The following is a 24,740-nucleotide window of genomic DNA, read 5'->3' as shown; positions in this document are numbered from 1 at the left end:
AGCCTATTCCGTGTCACGTTTCTCAAGCTGGGTAGCAACCATGGCAGCCAAGAGCGCTGTTCGTGGCGCAATATACTCCACCAGAGCGTGCTCGTGATCAGCGTGTGCTCCTGCACCGCACGCCCCCATTCCATCCAAAGTGGGAATCCCTTGGGCGGCGGTAAAGTTGCCATCAGAGGCTCCTCCCACACCGACTCCCTCGAATGGCTCTATGCCCAACGTCTCCGCAATCGTCTGCGCTTGGGTTAGAAGATCGGCGCCGGTGCTACGCTCCATTGGCGGACGATTGACGCCACCTAGAACTGTCACCGTTGCCCCAGGAAGCGGAGACACGAGCTGGCGCATTTCGGCATCGACACGGTCTTGCTCTTCTCGGGTCGGGGTCCGGACATCAACGGTGACTTGAGCAGAAGCGGGGACGGTGTTGGGCGTGGTTCCGGCCTTGATAATGGTTGGTGTGACTGTAGTCCCCTGGTCAGGATCACTCATGCCGGCAATCTTCGGCACCAGCAGAGCCAAAGCAAGACCCGCATTGATGCCCTGCTCAGGTTCAAGACCCGCGTGAGCGGCTCGCCCTTTAACGGCAACGACATAATCCGATGTGCCTTTACGAGCAATCTTCAGCGACGTCTCAAAAGCGCCTTCGGTAACGAAAACTGCCGTCGCATTCTGGCTCTCTGAGAGAATGAGCTCCTGCGATGTTGTCGAACCCACTTCTTCATCTCCTGTCACCAGAATGCAGAGACCATCGAGATCCACTCCCAATTCCTGCAACATGGCTGTGGCATGAACGGCCATGACCACGCCGGTTTGCATGTCAAGAGAGCCAGGGCCTCGAAGCTTGGAACCATCATTGCTAAAGGGAATGCGTTCCAGGGTCCCCAGGGGCCACACCGTATCTTGGTGAGTCAGGATGACGACTTTCGGGTTGCCTGCTCCGAAACGTAGACGCAGGTGCGTAACACCATCGACCTGGAGGGTTTCCACGGTGGCACCCAACCGTTGAGAAATAACCTCAGAAACAGCTTCAGCACCACGAGCCACAGCTTCCAGGTCCGAGGAAAAAGACTCGACCTCTACCAACTTCTGAATATCACGGAGCATGTCCGCGAGCCGCGATGACGCGGATTCAACGAGGGAAGGTGAAATAATTGACATAGGCAAAACAATACCGAAGATTCTCTCACGAACGCCCCCTGCTTTCTCTCCGCTCCAAAAACCTTCGGGCGCTTCCGCAGTAGCTCGCCGAACAGCAACATAAACCCGGCTTCAGGTGGAAACAACGACTTTCCCGAGAAGTTCTGGTGCAGTGGAATCAACCGGGCAACCGCGAAACCGCGTGGACTGCTATCCATCAGAGACCACAGGCCATGGAAACACCCGGCACTCTTGATTCGATCACCTCATTCCGAAAAGGAGTCTTCCGCCATTTCCGCGATCAGCTCCCAAGGCAGGTGCTCCCTCACGTGTCCGCACCGACCGCGACAAGGCCTGATCAACACGTCGTCGGCAACTTGTTGGACAAGGTCAGCATCAGCTCCAAGTGCTTCCGCAATCCATACGAGTTTCTCAGCGCTCTGGAGACGGTTATGAGTCTTCTTTGCTGATAGATCCGGTCTTCGCCTAACGTAGGCGCCAAAACCGGTCGTTGTTTGGGAAGCGAACCACTCAGTCATATGCTCTCGTTGAAAGGTCCGCCAACGGCCTGTCCTCTGGCGATTGGTTTGCTCAAAAGAATCTGATATCGGGAGGGGCTCAGGTAACCGAGCTAGCAGCCCTGCAAATTCTCGCACGTCAAAATCGATGTCTTCCAGAGACTCTCTCTCGATACTCGACCATCAACCATTCGCATAGTCTGCTGGTGTGTTCTGATGAAATTCGGGAAATAAAGTAAATAGTGTGCACCGTTGCCCTGCCCGGCGACACCGCCCTGGGGAACCGTGACGACTCGGGAGGCCACATGGATTTCCCGCACCGGTTTGTCGAAGTTCTCATCTAAAATGAACGAGGGCCAACCACATGACTCGGATGCGGTCCACGACAACAGGGGCAGGTATTTCACGGGGTGAAGACCAGCATGACGAAGACTAAGCCGTGGGAAGTCTTTCATGTCTTCCTCAGACTAGGACTCACCTCTTTTGGCGGACCTATTGCTCACCTTGGATATTTCCGAAATGAGCTAGTGTCTCGCCGGCGGTGGATCAGTGAAGAGCACTACGGACAGCTGGTCGGGCTCTGTCAGTTCTTACCCGGCCCTGCCTCAAGCCAGGTAGGTTTCGCTTTGGGATTCATCCGAGGTGGCTACCTGGGAGCGGTAGCAGCTTGGACGGCGTTTACCCTGCCCTCGGCACTATTGCTCGTGTTATTCGCCATCGGCGCCGTGAATTTGGACGGTGCGATCGCAGAAGGTCTCGTCATCGGCCTGAAGGCGGTGGCCGTTGCTGTGGTCGCACACGCTGTGTGGGGCATGGCAAAATCCTTAACACCTGACCTGCGGCGCATTCTCATCGGGATCGTTGCCGTCGCCCTCGTCTTAATCCTCCCCTCGAATATCGGTCAAATCGGCGCCATCGTGGCCGGAATCATTGCCGGCGTCATCTGGTGCCGTCACCTGGTTCAGACACAGCCTGCCCCACTCAGCGTGGAAATCTCCAAATACGTGGGCATCATCAGCGTTGTACTCTTTGCGGTCTTGCTGTTCGGCTTACCAATCATCACTGCCCTCTGGGACGACCCCTGGGTGAGCTTGACGGACGCGTTCTACCGTGCCGGTGCCCTGGTCTTCGGTGGCGGCCATGTCGTCTTACCCCTACTCCAAGCCGAGCCTGCGGTCACAGAAGCAGTCAGTCAAGATCAATTCTTGGCCGGTTACGGTGCGGCCCAGGCGGTACCTGGACCGTTGTTCACGTTCGCAGCATTCCTCGGGTTCGAGATGGGATCCGGTGGGAGCGCATGGCTGAGTGCAGCCCTGGCACTGGTCTCCGTCTTCCTTCCAGGTATTCTGCTTCTGTTGGCTACCCTGCCATTTTGGTCCAAGATTCAGCAGAACCAGGTGGCCCGTTCTGCCGTTCTCGGGGCCAATGCTGCCGTTGTCGGCATCATGACAGCCGCGCTGATCACTCCCATCATCACCGAAGGGATTACCGGATATGCCACACTGATCATCGCCGTGGGGTGTTTCGCCTTACTACTGTTCGCCAAAGTCCCAGCATGGTCGGTGGTGCTCATCGGTGGATTGGTTGGTGTGGTAGCTTCGGTGACCGATGTGGGGCTGACCTGGGTCTAATTGCGACCCCCGTTATCGCGGTATGGGCTGTGAGACGGGGAAGCAAACTAGTGCCAGTTTTTGGACCTCGGGGTGTTGCGAATGGTGACGTGGTGCATGGCCTCCGGACCAATCGATTCAAAGTGCACTACATACGGCAGTCTGTGACGACTGCTTGATTGCTCTCGTCAACAGGTGGTCTAGTGTCTGACGTTATTGACCGAAATGGTATCCGTACACGTCTGCAGAAAATGGCTGTTTTCTGGCGGGATCGAATCAACCAATGGCGTGCAGAGGGCACCGAGTCAGGAACACAGAAACGCTATGCCCAGCAATTCTGGTCAGACCTGATGAAGTGTTTCACTTCTTTTGGTCCGGTGTGGTGATCGGTAAGGCAAAAGCCCGACGAGACTCATAGAAAGCCCCCAGGTAGTAAGGGGTCGTGCCTCACAGAAAAATCCCCGCGAAATCCTTCTCCCGGGCCACCAGGCACGACGACGATGGGGTCATGGTCGACAAGGACGTATCTATGAGCAGCCGAATCGAGATCACGAAGAACTACGCCACCGCCTACACGCAAGCGCCGAAGAAACCTAAAGCCGCGATCCTCGATACCGTCACCGAACTCACCGGGTGGAACCCCGACCACGCCCGCCAGCAACTCACCCACCGTACCCGGCAACCCAAAGGACGCGCGACAGCCACAGTCGCGGTCATCGACAGGCCGAAGACGAAGGCCCGCAAATACTCCTACGACGCGGTCAAGATCTTGCCATACGTGTGCTCGATCGCCGGCGGCATCTGCGGTAAGTACCTCGCCGCAGCCATGAAAGGCCTACTGGACTGCCTCGAAGCCCACCCACCTGATCCCGGGCAAAGGCCGCTACAACCACAGCGTGCGTGCCAAGCTGTTAGCGATGAGTCCGGCGACCATCAACCGGTACCTCAAACCAGTCCGTGACAAGGACCCCCTGCCTGGGAAGTCAGCGACGAAGCCCGGGAGCCTACTGCGTAACTCCATCACCGTGCCCAAGGCCGGTGACGAACTCGACGACGAACCCGGCTTCTTCGAAATCGATACCGTCGCCCACTGCGGCCCGACCCTCAACGGCGAGTTCGCCCGCTGCGTGAACGACACCGACATGCACACCGGGTGGGTCTATACCCACCCGATGAAGAACAACGCCTCGACCCACGTCGTCGATGCCTGCACACAATTCGTGAACTCTGTGCCCTACCTGGTGACCGGACTCGACTTCGACAACGGGTCCGAGTTCATCAACCACAACCTCAACGACTGGGCCGCTGACCGCAAGATCTTCTTCACCCGGGCACGCCCGGATACGAAGAACGATCAGGCCACCATCGAATCGAAGAACAACCACTTCATGCGCCGGTACGGGTTCTCCTACCGCTACGACACCGCGACCGAGCTACAGCTCCTGCAACGCCTGTGGCCGTTGGTCAACGACCGCCTGAACTTCTTCACTCCGAGGAAGAAACCGACCGGGTATTCCACCGATCATGTCGGCCGGCCGCAAACGCGTCTACGACTCTGCCAAGACACCGTATCAACGATTGCTGGATTCCGGGATCCTCAACGCCCAGCAGAAACAAGAGCTTCAGAAGTACCGGGCAGGTCTGGATCCGGTCGGCCTGGCTGCCGAGAAAATCGACCAGATCCAGCAACGGTTGATCAAGCTCGCTGCGGGCAAGACTGCGAGGCTTGAACGCCAGATCGAGAAAACTCAGGCCCAACCGGACCCCGCGGGCATCAAGGTCCACCACACCCGGGCCGGCTGAGACCCCGGTTAGCGGGGAAAATATGTGTGAGGCACGACCTGCAATTCCCGGGGATCTTGACATGAGGCACTCCGGGGTCCCTTGATCGCTAGGTCAGTCTTCTCCGGTGTCGTCTGGGTCTGGTGGCGGGCGGCCCGGTAGCAGACTCTCCACGGTGGCCCATTTGTCTGCTTCGGCAGCTTCGAGCACTACGGCTAAGAGTTCCGGGTCTGATCTGCGCAGGCGGTCGTATCCACGGCCTTCGGCCAGCCACCGGGCCGGGGCTGACTCGGTATCGTCGATGATGTCCTCATCGGTCTTGTCGTTGACGTCGAACCTGTCTTTGAGTCCCCGGCTCCAGGTGATCGCCCGCCGGCCCTTGGTTCCTGCAACGTACTCACCCCATAGCCGGCGGCGTTACCCCGGCCGATGCTTGCGATCGCCTTGCCGATGCCCTTGACACCGGCGATGATCGCCTCGGCGGCCAGATTCGCTTTGAGCACGTCCCCAAAGACGCGGGTCTTATCCCCGGTGTCGTCCATCTCGTCACCGAGATCATCGACTGCGTCCTCCAAGTGCCCGGCGTCCTTGGCAGCGTCTTTCGCGTCATCGCCTGCCCCGTCGGTCTCGTCACCGAACTCGCCGAGCGCATCGTTGTTGGCCTTGAGTTCTTTTTCTAGCTCGTTGAGCTCAGCTCCGGCGTTGTTGAGCTGGATCTGCCAGTTCTTCGTGCGCGAATCGTTCTCCCCGAACGACTCGGCCGAGTTCTCCAGCGCGGCCTTGAGTGTTTCGATCTTGGCCTTTTGGGTCTCGATGTCTTTAGCCAGCACCTGGTTACGAGCCGTGAGCGCATCCGCACTGGTGGCGTTCTTCCCGAACTGGGAAGCCACCAGTTTCATCTCCGAGCCCAGCACCCGCATTTCACGGTTGATGTCGGTGATGGCCCGCTTGAACTCGCGTTCACCTTCCAGACCGATCTTGAGACCAAACGAGCTATCAGCCACGGTGAAGGTCACCTCCTCGAACTAGAATTAGGTAGTGGGAATCGTCCGCGATGCGAGGGAGCACAACGTGAGTGACACCGATATTGATGTGCGCCGGTTCGCGAAACTGCTTGCAAAGCTGGATGCGCATTTGCCGATTTCTGATGCTATGGAACAAGCCGATCCACAAAAGAATGGGCGCTGGTGGTCCTCGCAGCGTGAACACATGGCGGAGTGGTTCGCATCGCAAGCGACGACCGGCAGCGTAGCGTTCATGCGGAAAGAACCGAATGTGTCGGCGAAAACGACCTATAACCGGCTTCAACACCCCGAAGGGCTGGTCTGGATTGCTGAGGCGCTCGGAGCCGATACCGATCTGGTCCAGCGTGTGGCTGACGAAGCGTTGACGATTCCCAGACGTTCCCGCAGTGCATTTGTTCGCTCGCACCTACCGTGGGAAATGATCGCGCAGCTGGCTAAATCCCGGCTGGGATGATGTCGTCGATGAACCACACCCGTGCTGGTTTCGCTCGTCCTGTCTCGATCCGCCAGCAGTCCACCAGGTCCAGGAGCTCGCCGAAGACCATCAGGCCCACCTCGTCTTGTCTCAGGCCGAGGTGGGCTAAACCGATGTAGGTCAGGCGGGTGAACACTGCCTGGTCGGATTCGACTATCCGTCCGCTGAAGCATCGTGCGAGGGATGAGATGGGTGACTCCGGTCCAATTTCGCAGGGTCGCTTTCTTCCGCCCGTTGGCCGTGCCAATCATGAGGAAAAGTTGTATTGTTCTGACCACCACTGGTGTCTATCTCTCCCCGTTACATTTATTTATAGGTCCTTCTAGGGTATTTCTTAGGTCTATCTAAGGAGCTGGTCGCTGGCTCTGGTATGGCTGTGTTGCCCTGTCATTTCATGGTCCGGGGGTGTTGCCGCCAGCGGTCCAGGACGCGCGTTGACTTCTCATAGGGATGCGGCCCAAGCAGTGTGTTGAGGTTTCTTCGTCACGTGGGTGCAAGCATCGGGTGTCATGATCACAGCGGCCTTGCTACCAGCAGTGAGGAAGACTGCCATGACAACAACCTACGATGTGATCCTGGGGCTAGACGTTGGTAAAAGCGCACAATACGGATGCGCCCTGACAACCACCGGCGAGAAACTCTACGACCGGGAATTACCGCAAGACGAAACCGCATTGCAAGACGTCATCGTTCAGCTCCAAAGGCACGGTTCAGTGCTGGTGGTGGTCGATCAGCCTAACACCATTGGTGCCTTACCGATCGCGGTGGCCCGAGACTGTGACGCCACCGTGGCATACTTGCCGGGCTTGGCGATGCGCAAGGCCGCTGATCTGTATCCCGGCCGGTCCAAAACTTGATGCCCGGGACGCGTTCATCATTGCTGATACTGCCAGAACCATGCCCCATACGCTACGAGCCGTGGATCGGGAATCTGATCTGTTCTCGGCGTTGAAAGTGCTGGCTGGGTTTGATGATGACCTGGCTCGGGAATGTACCCCAGCCATCAACCGACTACGGTCCTTGCTGGTGCACATTTACCCGTCACTGGAACGAGTCTTCACCGGCACCGTCCTCACACGGCCCATTGTCCTGGAGTTGTAGATTCGGTATCACGGACCCCACGGCCTGCAGGCTGCTGACAAATCGGGGGTAAAACGCTGGGCGAAAAATCATGCCCGCAAAGACCCCTCCGCGTTGATCGACCAGATCTTCGCGGCCCTAGCCGAGCAAACGGTCACCGTGCCTGGAACAGCTACCGTGGAACTGATCATCCCCAGGATGGCCGCCCAGATCAAAGAACTCAAAGCTCAACGCGCTCTGGTGGCCACCGAGGTGGAAACGATGGTCGATGCTCACCCTCTTACCCAGGTCTTGATTCCTATGCCAGGAGTCGGAATCAAGACCACCGCCACGATCCTGCTCACTGCAGCAGACTTCAGCTCCTTCCCCACCCCAGATCACCTGGCCACCTACGCCGGCATTGCTCCCGTAACGCGTCGCTCTGAGACCTCGATCCGAGGTGAGTCCCCGGCCCGCTCTAGCAATAAACAACTCAACAACGCCTTATTCCGATCCGCATGGATGGCCTCCTGCCACGACCCGGTATCGAAAGCCCACTACAACAAGAAACGCGCAGAAGGCAAGAAACATAACGCCGCAGTGATCTGTCTGACACGCCACCGCCTCAACGTCATGTTCGCCTTGGTCCGAGATAGTAACTTCTATCATGCTACCCCAAACAAAGTTCCCCAAGCAGCTTGACTTAAAGCACAGGGGACACCCCCCATTTTCCAACTTCGGTATCCCGCGTTTTCGTGTGGGGTATTTCCTCCTGTACAAGATCTGCTGGATGTGTTTTCCAGCACAGATGCCTGATAGTTAATGTAACATCGGTTACATCACGGCACGAGAACCACCGCTTGTAGAAAGGTCCGCGTTGACAATTCCCAAGAGTTCGCCGAAACGACTGGATCCGTCGACTGCCGCCGAGATGCTGTCCATTCCGCACGATGCTTCGCCGAGTGTCATCGATCAAGCTACCGATCGAACCGTCGAACTTATTTCCGCCGAGGGGCGAAAGTCTCAACAACATCATGTTCGTGATGCTCGCCGAACTCTAACTGACCCCGAGTGGGCAGCCCGCGAACGAGTAACTCTCGGTTACGCCGGGTTCGCCGCGCTCCTGCTCACAGAGGTCGCCGCTTTTGTATGCGCATTTCAGCTCATCACCGGCTGGGACGCTTTTTTATCTATAATCCCCGAGGACGTCACCCCACCGGAGAACATGGTTTTCGCACCACTGATTCTCAACATCCTCTGGTTTGCAGCCATCATTTGGAGACCTTTGTCTCCACTAGGTGGCCGGAACCAAGCAAGAAAGCTATTCTGGAGCGCTCTTGGCCTAGCACTCGTGGCAGACTTGGTGGTTGCAACCTCCGTTGTCTTCTCAGACGTCGATACACCGTATGCGTTCTCACCATTTATCACCATCGTGATCGCGCTCGTGCTGTGCACCACACTTGACTTGCTCGCCAAGAACCGAGAAGAGAAAGGTGGATTCCCGTGAATATCACAACACGCATCGCTCATCTTCGACAATCCATCGGTTCACTGGCAGGACAAGCTCACGTTGCCCAAACAGATGCTGAAAAGCGAATCTCCGCAAATCGTGCTGAAGCCAGCGAACAGCTCCAGCACGCAATCCAAGACGCCGAGGCCGTCTATCGATCAGGTGAAATTTCTGCCACAGCTTCCCGCGAGAACGCGGTCGCACGATTACTCAGCGAACTACGAAAAGCAGACCCATCGTCCCGTGTTCGAGACATTCCTGAGAATGGAGGAGTCCGTGCCCCAAATCCCCTTACTCGGGTTGGGACCATTCACGGACAACGGGGGGATGAGGCCCCGCTCAGCATTCCTTTGATCGATAGTTCAGGGGTCGTTATCAGTTCAACCCAGCAGACACGCGAACTCGCCCTACAGCTAGTACGGTCTGTGGTCGCCGATGTCGTCTCCCAAATACCCGCCCTACACCTGCGGCTGAGTCTCTTCGACCCCAATGTCAGTAGTGAACTCGCCGATTTCGGACCCCTCAAAGACGCACGACCGCAAACCGCACCGAAGCCTATGTCAGAAGTGCACGAACTACGCCAGCGTTTGGGCGAGATCTTTGCGCACGTACAAGAAACGGCGTCCATGCTCAAACAAGTACAGTCCCCATCGTTGTCTAAGTATTGGAAAACACTCGATACCCCTGAAGGCGAATACCACGTGCTGGTTTTGCTCGACTATCCAGCGGGACTCGATAAAGAAGGAGCACAGCGACTGGCCAAGTTCAGTCACGTTGCGAATAAGGGAGCGTTCCTCATTGTCTTGCGCACGCTGGACCACGATATGGACGAAGATCTCGTTACCGCCGATGAGAAGATCCTTTCCGGCTGTGAACACGTTATTGTCCATCCACATTCGATAGAGATTGCCGGATACCCTCCCTCTGACCGATTTCAGACTCACATTTCCTACGACTCGACGGCTGTACGAGATGTCGTGAAGGACGCTGTTAGAACCGCCCGGGAGGCAAAAGGTCCGGTCATTCCGCTTCAGTCGGTGCTCCGGGATAGTGATGTCGAATTCTGGCAGTCGAGTGCTATAGACGGTCTCGAAACCGTCATTGGCAGATATCAAAAAGAGCCACTGATCGTGCGACTGCGTGGCGCATCGCCGCCGATCGCTAATATGCTGATCGGTGGTGCTGTCGGGCAGGGCAAGTCCAATCTCCTGCTTAATATCGTCTACGGATTGGCCTACGCGTACCCGCCTGAGGAGCTCGAACTCTATCTGTTGGATTTCAAGGAAGGTCTTGAGTTCAAGAAGTTCGGTCCCGACAAGAATGGGGAAAACTGGCTACCCCATGCCTCTCTCCTGGGCCTCCACACGCGTCAGGAAGATGGACTTATAGCGTTGCGTAACATCCAGCAACGGGTCGAGAAGCGAAAAAGACTCTTCCAAAACGCCGGAGCTGAAGACTACGAAACCTACCGCCGTATGGGCCATGAGATTCCCCGATTGGTCGTCGTTATCGACGAGTTCCAAGTACCGTTCTCGGGGAATAACGCTCAGTCCGAAGAAGCTGTCACACTCATCGAGCAGTTGTCCAGGCAAAGTCGTGCCACAGGCACACATCTTATTTTGGCCTCGCAAGCTCTGTCCGGAATCGAGGCACTTCACAGCAAACGGGATTCGGTTTTGGGACAGTTTCACGCGCGCCTATCGTTGAAGAATAACGCGAGCGAATCTGAGATGTTCTTCTCTCACGAAAACAGAGCTGCCGCGGACTTAACCTATCGTGGCGAAGTCATACTCAACGAGAATATCGGCGAAGATGTCGATAAAAATAAACGGGGAATATGTGCCCTCGCCGACCGATCGTTCATAGCATCTCTTCAGACCCATATGTGGGAGCAGTCTGCTGGAGGAATACGCCGTTATCCGTTTAGGTTCACCCCTGACAGTTACATGCCGTTCAGCGCACACGGCAAGTTGGACCTTGAAACCGACGATCCCGAAGATATCGTTCTCGACCTGGGCCGCCAGCTTAGCGTCGAGGAGCAGTCGGCGACCTACACGATGAACGATGATGTTAATCAAGCATTGGCTGTTGTTGGAGCCAGCGGTGGTGAAACCGCTGGCATCTTGGCGGCCGCGGTCCGATCTCTCTATCTCGCGCGCCCCCAGGAACAAATCTTCGTGGTCAACGTTGATTCTGCAACCCGCCCTGCCTGGCTCGACGGTCTCGAAGCCCGTGAGCCCGCACTCGCTCGTCAGCTCAGGTACATCGCACGGGAGCAGGCCAGCGAATTTGTTGCGGACTCACTACCAACGATGCGCGATGCATCCATCATCATGCTCGGTCTGCAGAAGATTCGTGGTCTTAGCGACCGCCTGAACTCAGATCCGGATAGTTTTACGCGACTCGATCCTTCTGACTTCCTCGCAGAGCAGATTGGCGACACACCAAGCACCAATCTCCGGTTTGTTCTTCGTTTCGGGAGCATTGAGTCGGTCAAGTCGGTTTTCGGGTATCGCGGTAATGTCATCGGCTGCTATGCGCTCGTCAACCAAGACAAAAACACGCTGCTCGACGTCACACAAGAATATAACTTCCCAATACCGACTGACTCACCACGTTTCGTGTTGCACTCTCGGGGCACCGGAGGATCGACGTTGACTGCCGTGCCCTATGAAGCCCCCTTGCTGAAGGAGACGAATTGATGAACGGTGGATCACTGACGAACGCAGAAGCCGTCGCCCGTTACCGGACGCTGGTTGAGAATTTACTGAAGGAAGATTCATCCTTTGAACGCCAGATCTCCGGGCATGACAAGACACGAACGTCCTCGATCCACACGGCGCAACACGAGCATGATTCCCAAATGCGGCGGCTCGAGGAAACCTCAGCCCGGGTGAAAAAGATGTGGCAGGACACTGTCGACTTCGCGGAAGGCACCGGATCCGAAGCGACCCCGCCACAAGACATTATTCGTTTCGAAGACAGTAATCGTATCGACAACGAGCGTGAGCGGTTAAGGCAGGAGTGGGAAATCGTCAGTCGAGATCACGCCCAGCTGGAGGCGATCCAACGTTTCGATGACGAAACCCGCAGTTCCCGCATCATAAACCGGGTTCTCTTGCTGATGGCAATTCTTACTCCCACGATCGGAGCTGTTGTCGTTCTGATCAGAGCCGCACTCATGTACTTAGGAGGATAGTGATGTCCGTTCTCGAAAATCTTCGTGGCCTGACTTTAGAGCTCTCCGCCGACACGCAACGTACCGGTGAGAGTCTCAGTGCCTATAGCCATGAATTCAACAAGCAACGAGTCCGCATTAACGATACGTTGCGTGGTAGCACTCAGCGGAAAGATCAGGAACTGATGGCCACCGTAGACGATGCGGAACGCCAAGTACGACAAGCGGTTCTTGCACTACAGAGAGCCAGCCGTGTCGCCCGCGATTATGCACATAATTTGTAAGGACCGTTTTAATGTACGCACAAGAAATTTCTCGACTCAAATCCGAGATTTCTGAGCTTCAGAACCTTAGGCATCGGATTTCATCCGCCAGTGGCCGTTGCGAAAGACTCATTGCCCGTCTCGAACCGATCGCCGAGAGAGCGCATCTTGCCACTGCGGGGAGTATTTCAGAACAGCATCACCATATGGTCGGCGCAGCGACAGAAGCACACCGGCAACTACGTTCTACTCGGGAACGACTCAGCGATTCGGCACACGCCGTCCTGTCGCAGGTGCACCGTCTCGAAGCTGAAATCTCGCGGCTTCGAAGATTGCAACAGGAGGCAGAACGCCACGAAACCTCAAGGAGATGATGATGACATCAGAAGTTGAACGTCTCATATTCGCTCTGGACGAGTTGGCTCGCGAAGCCGATTCCTTTGCACGGGAAAGCTGGGACTTGAGTCGAGACATCGGTGGTCTTTCGGGTTCTATGACAGATATTTCAAGTACCATCTCGCTAGAAACTAGTCACCGCGCGGCAAGAAACGCCCATGAACAAGCTATCGCAATAGCCCGCGCGGCACGCTCCTATACTGACCGGCTCTGATACGAGGGATAACCTTTTGTCTGGATCACCCGGTGACGGAACGTGTCGCCGAAACTCTAAGATGAGTTCAGCAACGAGAACGCATCACCTGTGATTACTGAGCTTCTACAGCTCCCGTTCCTTTGCCTCAAGTTGTTTCAGAGTCAGCCCATCAGCGTTTTTCCACAGATCGAGACCATTAAGGCTACTGCCACCCACAAAGCATGCAGCAGTGGAAGGACTACCGAGTAGCAAATCCGATGTGAGGACATCATCCGAGCCGATATGGTCTCGGTACTTTTCTCGCAATTTTCGAATACCGCGCCTTTCGCCACTGGTGGTGATGTCATCATCGGGCCTCAACCTCGCACCTGCCAGCACGATGAATCCATCGCTAGCTTGCCGTCCTCGAGCTTCAGTTCCTGCGTAACTGAAGTACAGCGTTGGTTCATCAGCCGGTTCCTGCTCGACTGGATTGACCACGTTGTGGTCCTTGGACTCGTCAACCGGGTCAAACATCTTATATCCCAGTGCTGCGACGACTAGTTTAACGTTGGCTATGAATTCTCTAAGCTCGGCTTCTTTCTCTTCGGTCACGGTACCCGGCGACGGGTCATTGGCGTTGGTGACCCTGAATCGCCCAGCGTCCTTGGCCAAGGTAAAGAAGCTGTTTTCGAGAAAACTGATTTCGGTGGCCCCGAAGGAATCGTCCGAGGTCACAATGGCGATCGCGTGGGTCCAATAGTCCAAGCCGTCCTGACCAATATGCTCAAGAATCCGCCCGAGAACGCCCTTGCCGTTCTTTCGTTCTCTGGCTTGGCCGATATAGACCTTTGGGGTTTCGTCTTCGGTACCCACCAAGAAATACACGCCGGTTTGTTTCAGATCATCTCGAGATTTCGCCTCTTGAAGCATCGTGCGAGGGATGAGATGGGTGACTCCGGTCCAATTTCGTAGGGTCGCTTTCTTCCGGCCGTTGGCCGTGCCATCCATGAGGAAAAGTTGTATTGTTCTGCCCACCACTGGTGTCTATCTCTCCCCCTAGCGTCTGGTGCCCTGTGCCACCCGGATGATCATGCGTTCCACTGAATAGTCCGGGTCCCGGGCCAGGCCTTTAGCCTCGGCATCTGCCTGAGCAATCAGCTCGATGGCCTGAGCGATCCCCGGCGCGGTCCAGCGGCGGGTGGTTGCCGCAATTCGCTTGGCCTGCCAAGGCGCAACACCGAGGGTCTGTGCAATTTGTCCTTGCCCAATTCTGGCATCAATGATTCTGGCGATTTGGCGGGCCTTCATTGCCAGCGCTGCGGTAATGGCCACGGGCGAGACGCCGGTCAGTAGGGAATGCCGGAGCAGTCCGACGGCTTGAGCGATCTGGCCATCTAAGGTGGCATCGGCGACTTTGAATGCGGTGGCCTGCACACGCCCGCCATAGTAGCGGTCGACGACCTGCTCGGTCACGGGGCCTTCCACGTCTGAGATCAGCTGGTCCACAGCTGAGGCCAATTCACCCATATCGGAACCGACCGCGTCCACCAAAGCGCGGATAGCTTCGGAGGCGACCTTTTTACGGTGGACTTTGAACTCTTGCGTGACAAACTCCAACTTGTCGCGGTCAGACTTGATGCTTTCGCACTCGACCACGGTGCCCGACTTCTTGAGGACGTCGAGAAGTTTCTTACCCCGGTTACCCCCGGTATGTCGCATCAGCAAAGTGACATCGTCGGCCGGGTCCTTGACGTATTGCAACGCCTCGGCGAGGAACGCATCGTTCATTTTCTGTAGGTCATCGACCTGGATCAATTTAGCTTGGCTAAACAGCGAAGGACTCGCCAACATGGTCAGTTGGCCCGGCTCGTAGTCAGCTGCGGAGAGTCGGTGGGTTTCCAGATCTGGTTCTTGCTCCCGTACGGTAGCCCGCACACGATCAGTCACCCGCATCGCGATGAAATCTTCCGGACCACGCAACAACATGATCGGTGCGGGTTCAACGGTCCGCCAGGAGGCGGTGGAGGCGCGTTTGGTACCAGCGGGCATGGTCTCTAGTCTAGTCGCGCAGTCGACGGGATTAGTGCGTTGTCTTCCACTTCCAAACCATAGTGACCATGTTCATCGGTTCTGAGCACTGAGCCGTAGGTTTCAATCGCCTCCACGATTTCATCAGCTGGATGTCCATAACTATTCTCCTCACCGACACCAATAAGACCCACACTCGGTTCAAGATGGTGAATGATCTCCGTTCCACCGTTGCGAGCGCCGTGGTGGCCGACCTTCAGGACATCGATGTGTTCTGGAACCTCATCCTCACGAATCAAACGTGCCATCGCGTCTTCTTCGAGGTCTCCTGTGGTGAGCACCGAGAGGCTGGTTCCGTCGTAGCTGATCTGCAGGTGCATGACGATGGACGCGTTGTTCTCGTTGGTGGCGTTGCGATCGGCCGCAATTACCTGCCAGTCGACCATGATTTCCTCATCGGCCACGTCTCCGGTGGTGCCACCCTGCATCCCGGGTTCGGCGTGGACGACCAGACTATAATTATCTAGTGGCAGGCTGGCCGTCTCGTCTGCCGTGGAGTACAGCACCGACTCGATGGTGTCGGTTGCCTGAAGGACCCCATCTATTCCTCCGTAGTGGTCCTCGTGGTGGTGTGTAACCACCAGTAATTCCACGTGGTCAATGTTGTGTCGGTTCAGACAGGCGGCGGCTAAGTCGTCTTCTGGGCCAGTATCGATCACGATTGCGGAGTTCTCTGCAGTGCGAATCAAGAACATGTCTCCCTGTCCGACATCGCACCCGAGCATGACCCAGTTTTCACCGACTCGTTGTTGTGGTGCCGGAACCAGCACCGCGATCTGAGCCATCAGCGCCACCAACACCACCACAACGCAGATCACCAGACCTTTCTGGCGCACCAGCCGGCTGGGACAGATCGCGACGGCCAATCGTGTTGTGAGAGTGGGGCGAGGGTAGCTGGTCACCGCCGGTGGGGTGCGACGTTGCCACCGCATCAGAACATATAGTCCGCACATCGCTCCGGCCAGGTGCAGGATAGTCACCACCCCTCCCAGGGCTCCTTCAGGCCAAGCAACCAGCGCTGCCGGCCAGGAAGACACCCACAAGGCAATAGCCCCAATTCCGGCTGCGGGTATAGCGATCACGCTCAGGATGAGTCCCGAGACCCAGGGAAGGACCGGTATGAGGAACGCTGCCAGTGTTCCGGGAACCGTGATGAACGGGACCAGCGGAGCCGCCAGCAGGTTCGCCGGGATAGCAAAAAGGTTGACGTTACCGGTCATCGAAATGATGATGGGCTGACAGGCCAGCTGGGAGACCGTGGACACAGCCAGCGCCGCCGACACGAGGGTGGCCACCACATCGGGTACGACCCTAGCCCTCACCAGCAGAGCTTCTAGGGCCTGTTGTAGAGGTGCAGCGGCGATCACAATGGCCAGTGTCGCTGCCAAGGACAGTTGGAACGCCGGGTGTTGGGCGAGCTGTGGTAAGAACACGAGGATGCCGATCACCGCACAACACAGCACCGGTAGGGCGTGTTTACCTCGTCCGAAGAAGATCACCCATGCTGAGATCGCACCCATCACCCCGGCGCGCACCACCGACGGTTCCCAGCCGACGATGTCGACGAAGATCACCAGGGTCCCTAACACTCCGGTCAACACCACAGCCGGTGGTGCCCGCAAAGAGCGCAGTGCTAATGTCACCGCACCGGCAATCAAGGAACAGTTAGCTCCCGATACCGCGGATAGGTGGCTCAGACCGGCAGTTTTCATCGCCTCGTTGAGCTCATCGCTTTCCGCTGAGCGGTCTCCCAGAATGAGCCCGGGCAGAAGTTGCTCGGCGGTGCCGAACGTGTCGCGAGAGTGCTCGCGTAGCCCTGAGCGGATGATCTCTCGTCCAGTAGTCCCGGTGCTTTCGTGGCTTGCTGGCCTCTGACAGTCTCCAGGTTGGGGCCCGGTATCGGCCGAGAAGAACACCGTACCCGATCCCTCAGCCGGCTGTGGCGTCCCAAACAGGCACAGGTGGTCACCGACGGCGACCGTGGCCCACCGCTCATCGTTGCTGGAAATCATCAACTCGGCCGGGTGGTCGATCTCGGTGAGCTCGGTACCGAATCGCTCGACACTGGCCTGCACGAACCAGCGAGTACCAAATTGTCCTGCCGAGGACGTCGGGGTTTCCTCCACCTCGACGTGGACTCGGATCTGTTCTTGGGCTGCCACGGCCTCGGCCCACCCGGATTCTTCGGCCTGTAGCCGCTGGTGGAAGGCACTGGTGACCGGTGCCAGGGCCAGCCAAAAGCCCAACGCCAGAACGGCAGTCAGGCGAGCCACCATCCCGGCGCGTCGGTGCGTACCCGTCCGGCGACGTGACCGAAAGAACAACCCGGTACAGATCAGTCCCAGCCCTAAGCACAGCAACGGGATCGCTCGGGCCTTCTCGACCGAGAGGCTCGGAATCCATAAACATCCCACCAGGCTGACTCCCACCGCCGGAAGCAGTCGGATATCGACCGGTAGCACCCGAGGCGGCTCGATACTGTGTCGGAGGTCGGGGGTTTCAGAAGCTGACGAGACCATCGAGCCGTTCCAACGTCGCCGGACCAATACCGGAGACTGCTTCTAAATCCGCCAGTGACCCAAACGGTCCGTGTTGGTCGCGATGGTGGATGATCTTTTCCGCGGTCGCCGGTCCGACACCCGGCAGGCTCTCCAGTCCCGCCGCATCAGCCGTATTGACGTTGACCGCTTCCCCATCGGCTACTGGCTCTCCCCCACCACCGGTTGTGCTGGCACCACCCGATCCGGCCGGAGCCTGGTCCTGGCTGTGGTGATCCGGTACAAGAATCTGTTGACCGTCCTGGACCGGGGCGGCCAGGTTGAGTCCTTCCAACACCGCATCCTCGGTGGGCCCGCCGGCAGCATCCAGCGCGTCGATGACCCGCTCCTCGGTGGTCAGTTCGTAGACCCCTGGGTTGGCGACCTCACCGACCACGTGGACCACCACGTGAGACTGGTCTGCACCGATATCTGCCCCGTTGTCCTGACTGTCGCTACCGTCCGCATCAGCAACCGCAGTGTCAGCCCCGGTTTCTTGGAGCTCGATGCGGTCTTCGACCTCCCCGGTGTCATCAGCTGATGCGGGCAGGTTGATGGACAGCCACCGGAACAGCCACCACGTTCCGGCGATGATCACACAGATCACCAGCGCGGAGACGGCAATGCGTGTCCGCCATAAGGGTGAGGAACTGTCCTGGGTGACTGCAGTGTCTGATCCCTCGGCTGGATGGTGATGCTGGTGTTGGCCCATGCTCCCAAGCTTGCCGACAGCAGGCCAGCTGATCAGCCCACGGCCACCAACTGTGGACAGTGGCCCTTTGTCTCGTGCGTCTAGAGAATGGTGCTGTAGTCCAGCTCGGGGCTGATGCTCACACCTAGGGCGCCTAACCCCAGGTGAGCTACCAGCACGGCCGGGATCATCAGCACCGGCACTGGTGCGGTGGAGTATTCATCGATGCGGGCGGCCAGCTCCATGGCGGAGTCGAGATTGCCGTAACCGTGTACGGCCAGGCGGATGGGGCGTTGTGTGGCAGCTTGGGCGACTTTATCCACCATGATCTGTTGGGCTTTGGCAAAATTCCGAGGTCGGTCCATCAACTGGATGGCTCCCTCGTTCAGGGTCAGCACCGGCCGGACCTGGAGTAGTTGCCCCAGCAGACCAGTCAGTGGCGGAATGCGTCCACCTTTGCGTAACTGGTCCAGGTTTGGGACCGTGAAATACACCTGCGAGGCTGTGGCTTGTTCATCAATGAGCTGTGCCAGCTTGGTTGCCGGAATGCCGTTATGGCCACGGACCACCGCATCCACCACCGCGTATCCCATAGCCATCCCGGAGGTCAACGTGTCAACGATCTCGACCGGGATGGGCGATTGGGTGGCTGCCAGCCGGGCGGCTTCCACGGTCCCGGAGATCTTGCCGGAGACGTGCACCGAGACAATGGACCCGTAGCCCTGTTCGGCGATCCGCTCGTAGAGTTGCCGGAATTGTCCCGGTGCGGGCCGGGAGGTGCGCACCGCAGTACCAGCTGCTAGCGCGATGGGGAGCTCATCGTTGGTATCGGCGGAGCCATCGGAGTGGATCTGCTCACCAATCATCACCGGCATGGCAATCTGTCGCAACTGGGAGCCGGTCGGTAGCGTGGTGGCAACCGCCTCGGGCAACGCCGAGGAGGTGTCGGTGACGATCACCGTCCGGTCTTTGCGGGGCGGTTTGATGTATCGTCCCAGACCGGGCACCTCGGCCCGGATTTTTCGGGCCCGGGTGTGCAGGTCGGTCAGCCAGCGGGTGTAGGTTGCCATACCAGACGGTGTCCTAGCCGGTCACGATATTGACCAGTTTGGGTTCCTTGACGATGATCTTGCGAATCTCGGCGCCGTCGAGGAATTTCTGGACTTTCTCTGAGGCCAGGGCTTTGGCTTCCAGCTCCTCGGCGGTAATCGAGGTCGGGACCTCGAACTTATCGCGCAGTTTGCCTTTGACTTGCACCACGGCGGTGATGCTGTCTTCCACCAATAGCTCGGGGTCGACGGTGGGCCAAAACGACCGGGACACCGACGGCTCGTGGCCCAACAGCGCCCACATGTCTTCGGCGGTATAGGGGGCTACCAGGGACAGTAGCTGGGCCAGGACTTCCACGGCCTCACGCACGGCCGGGTCGGCGATTCCTTGCTCGCTGGAATCCACGGTTTTCCGGACCGTATTGACCAACTCCATGCACCGGGCGACCACCACGTTGAACTTGTGGTCATCCAATAGAGTGTCGGCCTCATCGACGGTTTTGTGTGTCTTCTGGCGGAGCGAGACGGTTCCGGTGGAGGGGTCGGTACCGACTGGCGCACCGGATTCGTTGATGTCGCGGGCCAACCGCCAGGCCCGGGCGAGGAACTTCAGCGACGACTGCGGGGACACCTGGGCCCAGTCGATATCGTCTTCCGGCGGGGAGGCAAAAACCATGGTGAGTCGTACGGCATCGACACCGAAGGTGTCGAGCTGTTCACCCAGGTCCACACCATTACCGAGAGACTTGGACATCGCCTTGCCCTGGTTGAGAACCTGCCCCTGGTTGAGCAACCGGGAGAACGGTTCCACGAAGGAGACCAGCCCCATGTTGTAGAGGGCCTTGGTGAAGAACCGGGAGTACAGCAGGTGCAAGATCGCGTGCTCCACACCGCCGACATATTGGTCAACCGGTAGCCAGCGGTCCACGGCGTCCCGGTCCCAGCAGGCGGTGTCCACGTTCGGGGAGGCATACCGGATGTAGTACCAGGAGGAGTCCACGAAGGTGTCCATGGTGTCGGTATCTCGTTGTGCGGCACCGCCACAGTTCGGGCAGTCGACGTTGACCCATTCGGTAGCGGCCGCTAGTGGCGAGGTGCCCTTCGGGGCCAGCTGTTCACCCGTGAGGTTCTCGGGCTGGCGGACCGGAAGCTGGTCTTCGGGCACCGGGACTTCACCGCAGTCCGGGCAGTGAATGATCGGGATGCAGGCGCCCCAGAACCGCTGCCGCGATAGCAACCAATCGCGCAACCGGTAATTCACCGCAGCCCGTCCGGTTCCTCGGGCCTCCAGCGACTCAATGGCTTTGGCCTGGGCTGCGGTAGAGTCCAGGCCGGTGAGTTCTCCGGAGTTGACCAGGGTGCCGTGAGCGACGGTGGCGACCTTGGTCTCTTCGGGGTTGTCTTCTCCGTTGTCGACTACCTGGCGCACCGGTAGGCCGATGGCGACGGCGAAGTCCATATCGCGCTGGTCGTGAGCGGGCACGGCCATAATCGCCCCGGTGCCGTAGTCCGAGAGCACATAGTCCGAGGCCCAGACCGGGATGCGTTCTCCGGACAGCGGGTTGATGGCGTAGCGCCCCAAAAACACGCCGGTCTTGTCCCGGTCGGTGGCCTGACGCTCAATATCGGAAACTTTCTTCAGCTCTTCCTGGTAGGCCTCCAATTCGGCGCGGTGCTCGTCATCGACGAGTTCACCGGCCAGCTCAGCGTCGGCGGCCACCACCATGAACGTGGCACCGTAGAGCGTGTCGGCACGGGTGGTATAGATTTCGATCTCCGGGCCGTCTTCGATCTGGAAGTTCACATTCGCCCCGGTGGAGCGACCAATCCAGTTGCGTTGCATGGCCAACACCCGGTCCGGCCACTTGCCTTCCAGGGCTTCCATGTCGTCGAGCAGGCGGTCGGCATAGTCGGTGATCTTGAAGTACCACTGGTTCAGGCTCTTTTTGGTCACCTGGGTGCCACACCGCTCGCAGGCGCCGTCGACGACCTGCTCATTGGCCAACACGGTCTGATCTTTCGGGCACCAGTTCACCGGGGAGTTTTTCCGGTAGGCCAGCCCGTGCTTGTAGAACTGCAGGAACAGCCACTGGGTCCAGCGGTAGTATTCCGGGTCTGAGGTGTGCAGCTCGGTGTCCCAGTCCACCGAGATGGCGTAGCGCTGGAAGGATGCCTTCTGGGTTTCGATGTTCTGGTAGGTCCATTCCGCCGGGTGGCTATTGCGCTTAATCGCGGCGTTTTCGGCCGGCAGACCGAAAGAGTCCCATCCGATCGGGTGGAGCACATCGTAGCCTTTGAGCATCCAATACCGGGAGACCACATCCCCCATCGCGAAGGCCTCGGCGTGGCCCATGTGCAGGTCCCCGGACGGGTACGGGAACATATCCAGGACGTAGCGTCGTTCCTGGCTGCCATCATCAGCAGGAGCGAAAGTGCGGTGCTCGGTCCAGTAGGTCCCCCAGCGTTTCTCCAGGGTCCGGAAATCGTAGTCCGTCTCGTGGTGATCGGGGGCTGGTGAAGTCGAGTCAGTCACTGGATTCCTGTTCGAAAGGTGGGTGGTGGGGTTGGGCTCACCGCGGGTGAGCCGGTGAGCTGGTGGCACGGGGCCATAACGTCATTAGTCTAGTGTAGGTCCTCGGTCAGTTCCGCACGGATCTCAGTCATCCATGCGTCCAGATCCTGGACAGCATCGATCTCTTCTTGGCTGTTGGGTTCTTCCAGATCAATCAAAAAGACGCGTTGCCCAGCTTCCCCCGGAAGCGATAGCTCCAGCACTTCTCCGTCCTCGGAGCCTGCCCACTGTACCTCAGGGTGCAAGCCGGCAACCAGGCCCGCCTCCCAGAGCCCTTCGAGTCGCACCTCATAGCGTGGGGCAAATCGGGCATTCTCGGCAGAGCCCGACCAGGCATCGGCGAGGCCGTCCGGCATGCGGGGGAACATCCCATGGCGTTGGGCGAAGCTGACTCCGACAGGAATGGGTCGAATGACATCCCCGACGGTGATTAGTCCGGGGTGTTCGGCGGTGACCACGAGCTGGCCGGTGGCTACTGTTTTGTCAAATTCCACTTGACCCAGGGTGGTTCCCAGTGCAATCCGCGCACCAGCCAGTGACTCGAGCTCTTCTAGGCCTGCCCTGAGCTGTATACCTAGGTCACGAGGTGCCTCAGAGGTGGAGGCGGTAGCGGTCCTGTCGCTACTGTCACCAGCTGCCCTGACAACCAGGGTGTCGGCCGTCGGTTGAGCGGCTGTGGCCTTGATGTAGGTGGCCTGGGTTGTCGGCGCTATGCGAAGCTCCACGGTCACCTCAAGGGCATCGCACGGTGCCTCAGGTGCCAGACCATCGAGAGCTGTCACGGTGAACATGAGACCATGCTACGCCGACGTCAGTCACAAAGACCCCACAGCAGTGAACGGCTCGTGAATACCATCACGGAGCATCCACCGCTGTGGGGTCGGTGTCGTGAGGGGCTAGGGGTTCGTGCTGGCGACGACGGCTGAGAAGGTAGCCAAACCGGTCGAAGCCAGGCTACCTTCACCTGAGACCTCCTGGTCAGACTCTTCAGTCTGTTCAGGGTGATCACTTCCAGCGCCGGGAACAGAGCTCTTCTCCGGTGAGGATTCAGAGCTTTCCGTGCCGTGCGATGACGGGACGGAACGAGACGACTCGGGAGTATCCGAATGGCTCCACAAATCTACTCTTTCGTAGGGTTCCACCCAATAGTGTGTTCAATGGCTTGAGCCCAGCCGGCCAGGAGACGCTGACGGTCTGATTCGCTCATGTTGGGAGTCCACTCGTGTCCGGGCTGGCACAGCGAGGAAACCTCGTGATGGTCGGTCCACAAGCCCCCACCGAGGCCGGCAGCAAAGGCAGCCCCACGGGCGGTGGTTTCAATATCCGAGGCCCGCTGAACCGGGATTTGCAACAGGTCGGCTTGGAACTGCATCAGATCGTGGTTGACGGTCATTCCCCCATCAACCCGTAGCACCTCGGGACCATCGATGCCGGTGTCTTCACTGACGGCGACCAGCGCATCGCTGGTTTGGAAGGCGGTGGCTTCCAGCACCGCACGCGCAATATGTCCGGCGGTGGCGTAGCTGGTTAGGCCAATCATGGTGCCACGGGCGTCCGAGCGCCAGTAGGGCGCGAACAGCCCGGAGAACGCCGGCACAAAGTACACACCACCGTTGTCTGCTACGGTGGCGGCTAGTTCCTCGATCTCTTCCGAGGTCTGAATCAGCCCAATTTGGTCGCGTAACCATTGCACCACCGAGCCGGCTTGAGCCACCGAGCCTTCCAGCGCGTAGTGCACGTCGTCTCCCTGCAGGTGGTACGCCACGGTGGTAATCAGTCCGTGCGAGGACCGCACGAGCTCGGTACCGGTGTTGTGAAGCACGAAGCATCCGGTGCCATAGGTGTTTTTGACCTGTCCGGAGTGGAAGATCCCCTGGCCGAAAGCTGCGGCCTGCTGGTCGCCCAATATGCCGGTGATGGGGATGCCGGTAAATCCCGACCCATCCGCCACGGTGCCGAAGTGGCCGGAACAGGGTTTGATACTCGGCAGGGCCGCCAGGGTCTCCTCCACTGGCAAGCCCAACAGCTCGATGAGTTCCCGGTCCCAGTCACCCTCGGTGAGGTTCATCAGCAACGTACGGGAGGCGTTGGTGATGTCGGTGGCATGGGTACTCCGGCCGGTGAGGTTCCACAAAATCCAGGAGTCGATGGTGCCGAACAACAATCGACCTTCTGCAGCCAGCTGGCTGACTTCGGGGACGTGGTCCCATAGCCACCGCATTTTCAGCCCCGAGAAATAGGAGGCCACCGGAAGACCGGATAGTTCTCGGACCCGTGGCGAGCGCTCGGCCAGTCGGGCGACCATCTCGTCGGTGCGGGTATCCTGCCAGACAATGGCCCGGTGGACCGGACGTCCTGTCTGCACGTCCCAGGCCACGGTGGTTTCGCGCTGATTGGTCATCCCGATGGCGACAATATTCGAAGCGGTATACCGGCTACGCGCTAAGCACAGGGCCATCAGTTCCCGGATGTTCTGCCAGATCTCTCCGGCATCGTGTTCCACCCAGCCAGGGTGAGGGAAGTACTGGCGGTGTTCCCGTTGCGCGAGAGCCACCTGGGTGCCGTCGGCCGCATAAATCACCACCCGCGAGGAGGTTGTTCCAATATCGAGACTCATCACCACAGATTCCGCCATAGTTCCTCACCCTAACCGTTCAGTAGCCCATCTCACA

The 24,740-nt window shown here is 58.4% G+C and carries 19 protein-coding genes and 1 pseudogene; 9 read left to right on the top strand and 11 right to left on the bottom strand.

The features are described 5' to 3' along the window. Window positions 1-3: 3 nt before the first annotated feature. Window positions 4-1,104, bottom strand: a complete 1,101-nt coding sequence (locus DCC25_RS02770) for a M20 family metallopeptidase (RefSeq protein WP_233242892.1) — start codon at window positions 1,102-1,104, stop codon at window positions 4-6. 973 nt (window positions 1,105-2,077) lie between these two features. Here DCC25_RS02770 and chrA point away from each other — a divergent pair. From chrA to DCC25_RS11495, 3 genes are all read left to right on the top strand, one after another. Next, window positions 2,078-3,286: a chromate efflux transporter gene (chrA, locus tag DCC25_RS02760; protein WP_110100529.1), complete on the top strand. Its 1,209-nt coding sequence runs from the start codon at window positions 2,078-2,080 to the stop codon at window positions 3,284-3,286. 508 nt (window positions 3,287-3,794) lie between these two features. Next, entirely contained in the window at window positions 3,795-4,226 is a 432-nt protein-coding gene (locus tag DCC25_RS11500) for a hypothetical protein (RefSeq protein WP_233242893.1), read from the top strand. Then, complete coding sequence (locus DCC25_RS11495; RefSeq protein WP_233242894.1) at window positions 4,183-4,995, top strand: transposase family protein; 813 nt, start codon at window positions 4,183-4,185, stop codon at window positions 4,993-4,995. The genes DCC25_RS11500 and DCC25_RS11495 overlap by 44 nt, the downstream gene beginning before the upstream one ends. A 267-nt stretch (window positions 4,996-5,262) precedes the next feature. Here DCC25_RS11495 and DCC25_RS02745 read toward each other — a convergent pair whose 3' ends face one another. Beyond that, window positions 5,263-6,051, bottom strand: coding sequence for a hypothetical protein (locus DCC25_RS02745; protein ID WP_233242895.1), 789 nt, complete (start codon window positions 6,049-6,051; stop codon window positions 5,263-5,265). A gap of 67 nt (window positions 6,052-6,118) precedes the next feature. Here DCC25_RS02745 and DCC25_RS02740 point away from each other — a divergent pair, with 67 nt between their 5' ends. Then, complete coding sequence (locus tag DCC25_RS02740; RefSeq protein ID WP_110100528.1) at window positions 6,119-6,526, top strand: hypothetical protein; 408 nt, start codon at window positions 6,119-6,121, stop codon at window positions 6,524-6,526. Here the strand turns inward: DCC25_RS02740 and DCC25_RS11395 are convergent. Continuing rightward, the gene (locus DCC25_RS11395) at window positions 6,507-6,683 is read right to left on the bottom strand and encodes a hypothetical protein (protein WP_014320299.1); all 177 of its coding nucleotides are present in this window, start codon (window positions 6,681-6,683) and stop codon (window positions 6,507-6,509) included. The genes DCC25_RS02740 and DCC25_RS11395 overlap by 20 nt on opposite strands. 415 nt (window positions 6,684-7,098) lie before the next feature. On the opposite strand from DCC25_RS11395, the pseudogene DCC25_RS02735 reads away from it, so the two are divergent. The 5 genes and pseudogenes from DCC25_RS02735 to DCC25_RS02715 all read left to right on the top strand — a co-directional run bounded on the left by DCC25_RS02735 (window position 7,099) and on the right by DCC25_RS02715 (window position 12,578). Then, a pseudogene (locus DCC25_RS02735) lies at window positions 7,099-8,308 on the top strand (IS110 family transposase). A 175-nt stretch (window positions 8,309-8,483) separates the two neighbouring features. After that, window positions 8,484-9,113: a hypothetical protein gene (locus tag DCC25_RS02730; RefSeq protein WP_110100527.1), complete on the top strand. Its 630-nt coding sequence runs from the start codon at window positions 8,484-8,486 to the stop codon at window positions 9,111-9,113. After that, window positions 9,110-11,818, top strand: coding sequence for an FtsK/SpoIIIE domain-containing protein (locus DCC25_RS02725; protein WP_110100526.1), 2,709 nt, complete (start codon window positions 9,110-9,112; stop codon window positions 11,816-11,818). Before DCC25_RS02730 ends, DCC25_RS02725 begins: the two co-directional genes overlap by 4 nt. Next, the gene (locus tag DCC25_RS02720) at window positions 11,818-12,315 is read left to right on the top strand and encodes a hypothetical protein (protein WP_110098401.1); all 498 of its coding nucleotides are present in this window, start codon (window positions 11,818-11,820) and stop codon (window positions 12,313-12,315) included. The genes DCC25_RS02725 and DCC25_RS02720 overlap by 1 nt, the downstream gene beginning before the upstream one ends. A 2-nt stretch (window positions 12,316-12,317) precedes the next feature. Then, the gene (locus DCC25_RS02715) at window positions 12,318-12,578 is read left to right on the top strand and encodes a hypothetical protein (protein WP_110098402.1); all 261 of its coding nucleotides are present in this window, start codon (window positions 12,318-12,320) and stop codon (window positions 12,576-12,578) included. A 694-nt stretch (window positions 12,579-13,272) separates the two neighbouring features. On the opposite strand, the gene DCC25_RS02710 is transcribed toward DCC25_RS02715, so the two are convergent. The 8 genes from DCC25_RS02710 to glpK all read right to left on the bottom strand — a co-directional run bounded on the left by DCC25_RS02710 (window position 13,273) and on the right by glpK (window position 24,703). Continuing rightward, entirely contained in the window at window positions 13,273-14,166 is an 894-nt protein-coding gene (locus DCC25_RS02710; protein ID WP_199445860.1) for a GIY-YIG nuclease family protein, read from the bottom strand. A 21-nt stretch (window positions 14,167-14,187) separates the two neighbouring features. Then, window positions 14,188-15,180 carry a DNA polymerase III subunit delta gene (holA, locus tag DCC25_RS02705; protein WP_110098404.1) on the bottom strand — a complete coding sequence of 331 codons (993 nt, stop codon included), beginning with the start codon at window positions 15,178-15,180 and terminating at the stop codon, window positions 14,188-14,190. A gap of 5 nt (window positions 15,181-15,185) precedes the next feature. Then, complete coding sequence (locus tag DCC25_RS02700) at window positions 15,186-17,738, bottom strand: ComEC/Rec2 family competence protein (protein WP_110100525.1); 2,553 nt, start codon at window positions 17,736-17,738, stop codon at window positions 15,186-15,188. After that, window positions 17,719-18,468, bottom strand: a complete 750-nt coding sequence (locus DCC25_RS02695) for a ComEA family DNA-binding protein (RefSeq protein ID WP_110100524.1) — start codon at window positions 18,466-18,468, stop codon at window positions 17,719-17,721. Before DCC25_RS02695 ends, DCC25_RS02700 begins: the two co-directional genes overlap by 20 nt. An 80-nt stretch (window positions 18,469-18,548) precedes the next feature. Next, window positions 18,549-19,517 (bottom strand): DegV family protein, encoded by a 969-nt coding sequence (locus DCC25_RS02690; RefSeq protein ID WP_110100523.1) that lies wholly within the window; start codon window positions 19,515-19,517, stop codon window positions 18,549-18,551. A 13-nt stretch (window positions 19,518-19,530) separates the two neighbouring features. Then, window positions 19,531-22,029, bottom strand: a complete 2,499-nt coding sequence (leuS, locus tag DCC25_RS02685; protein WP_110100522.1) for a leucine--tRNA ligase — start codon at window positions 22,027-22,029, stop codon at window positions 19,531-19,533. Between the two features lie 89 nt (window positions 22,030-22,118). Then, window positions 22,119-22,859 carry a hypothetical protein gene (locus tag DCC25_RS02680; protein WP_110100521.1) on the bottom strand — a complete coding sequence of 247 codons (741 nt, stop codon included), beginning with the start codon at window positions 22,857-22,859 and terminating at the stop codon, window positions 22,119-22,121. 329 nt (window positions 22,860-23,188) lie between these two features. Further along, window positions 23,189-24,703, bottom strand: coding sequence for a glycerol kinase GlpK (gene glpK / locus DCC25_RS02675; RefSeq protein ID WP_110100520.1), 1,515 nt, complete (start codon window positions 24,701-24,703; stop codon window positions 23,189-23,191). Window positions 24,704-24,740: the final 37 nt, after the last annotated feature.

This window comes from Auritidibacter sp. NML120636 (assembly GCF_003185945.1).
GTDB lineage: Bacteria > Actinomycetota > Actinomycetes > Actinomycetales > Micrococcaceae > Auritidibacter > Auritidibacter ignavus.
Note: the sequence above shows the minus strand (reverse complement) of the source record. Positions and strands in the feature narration are given on the sequence as shown.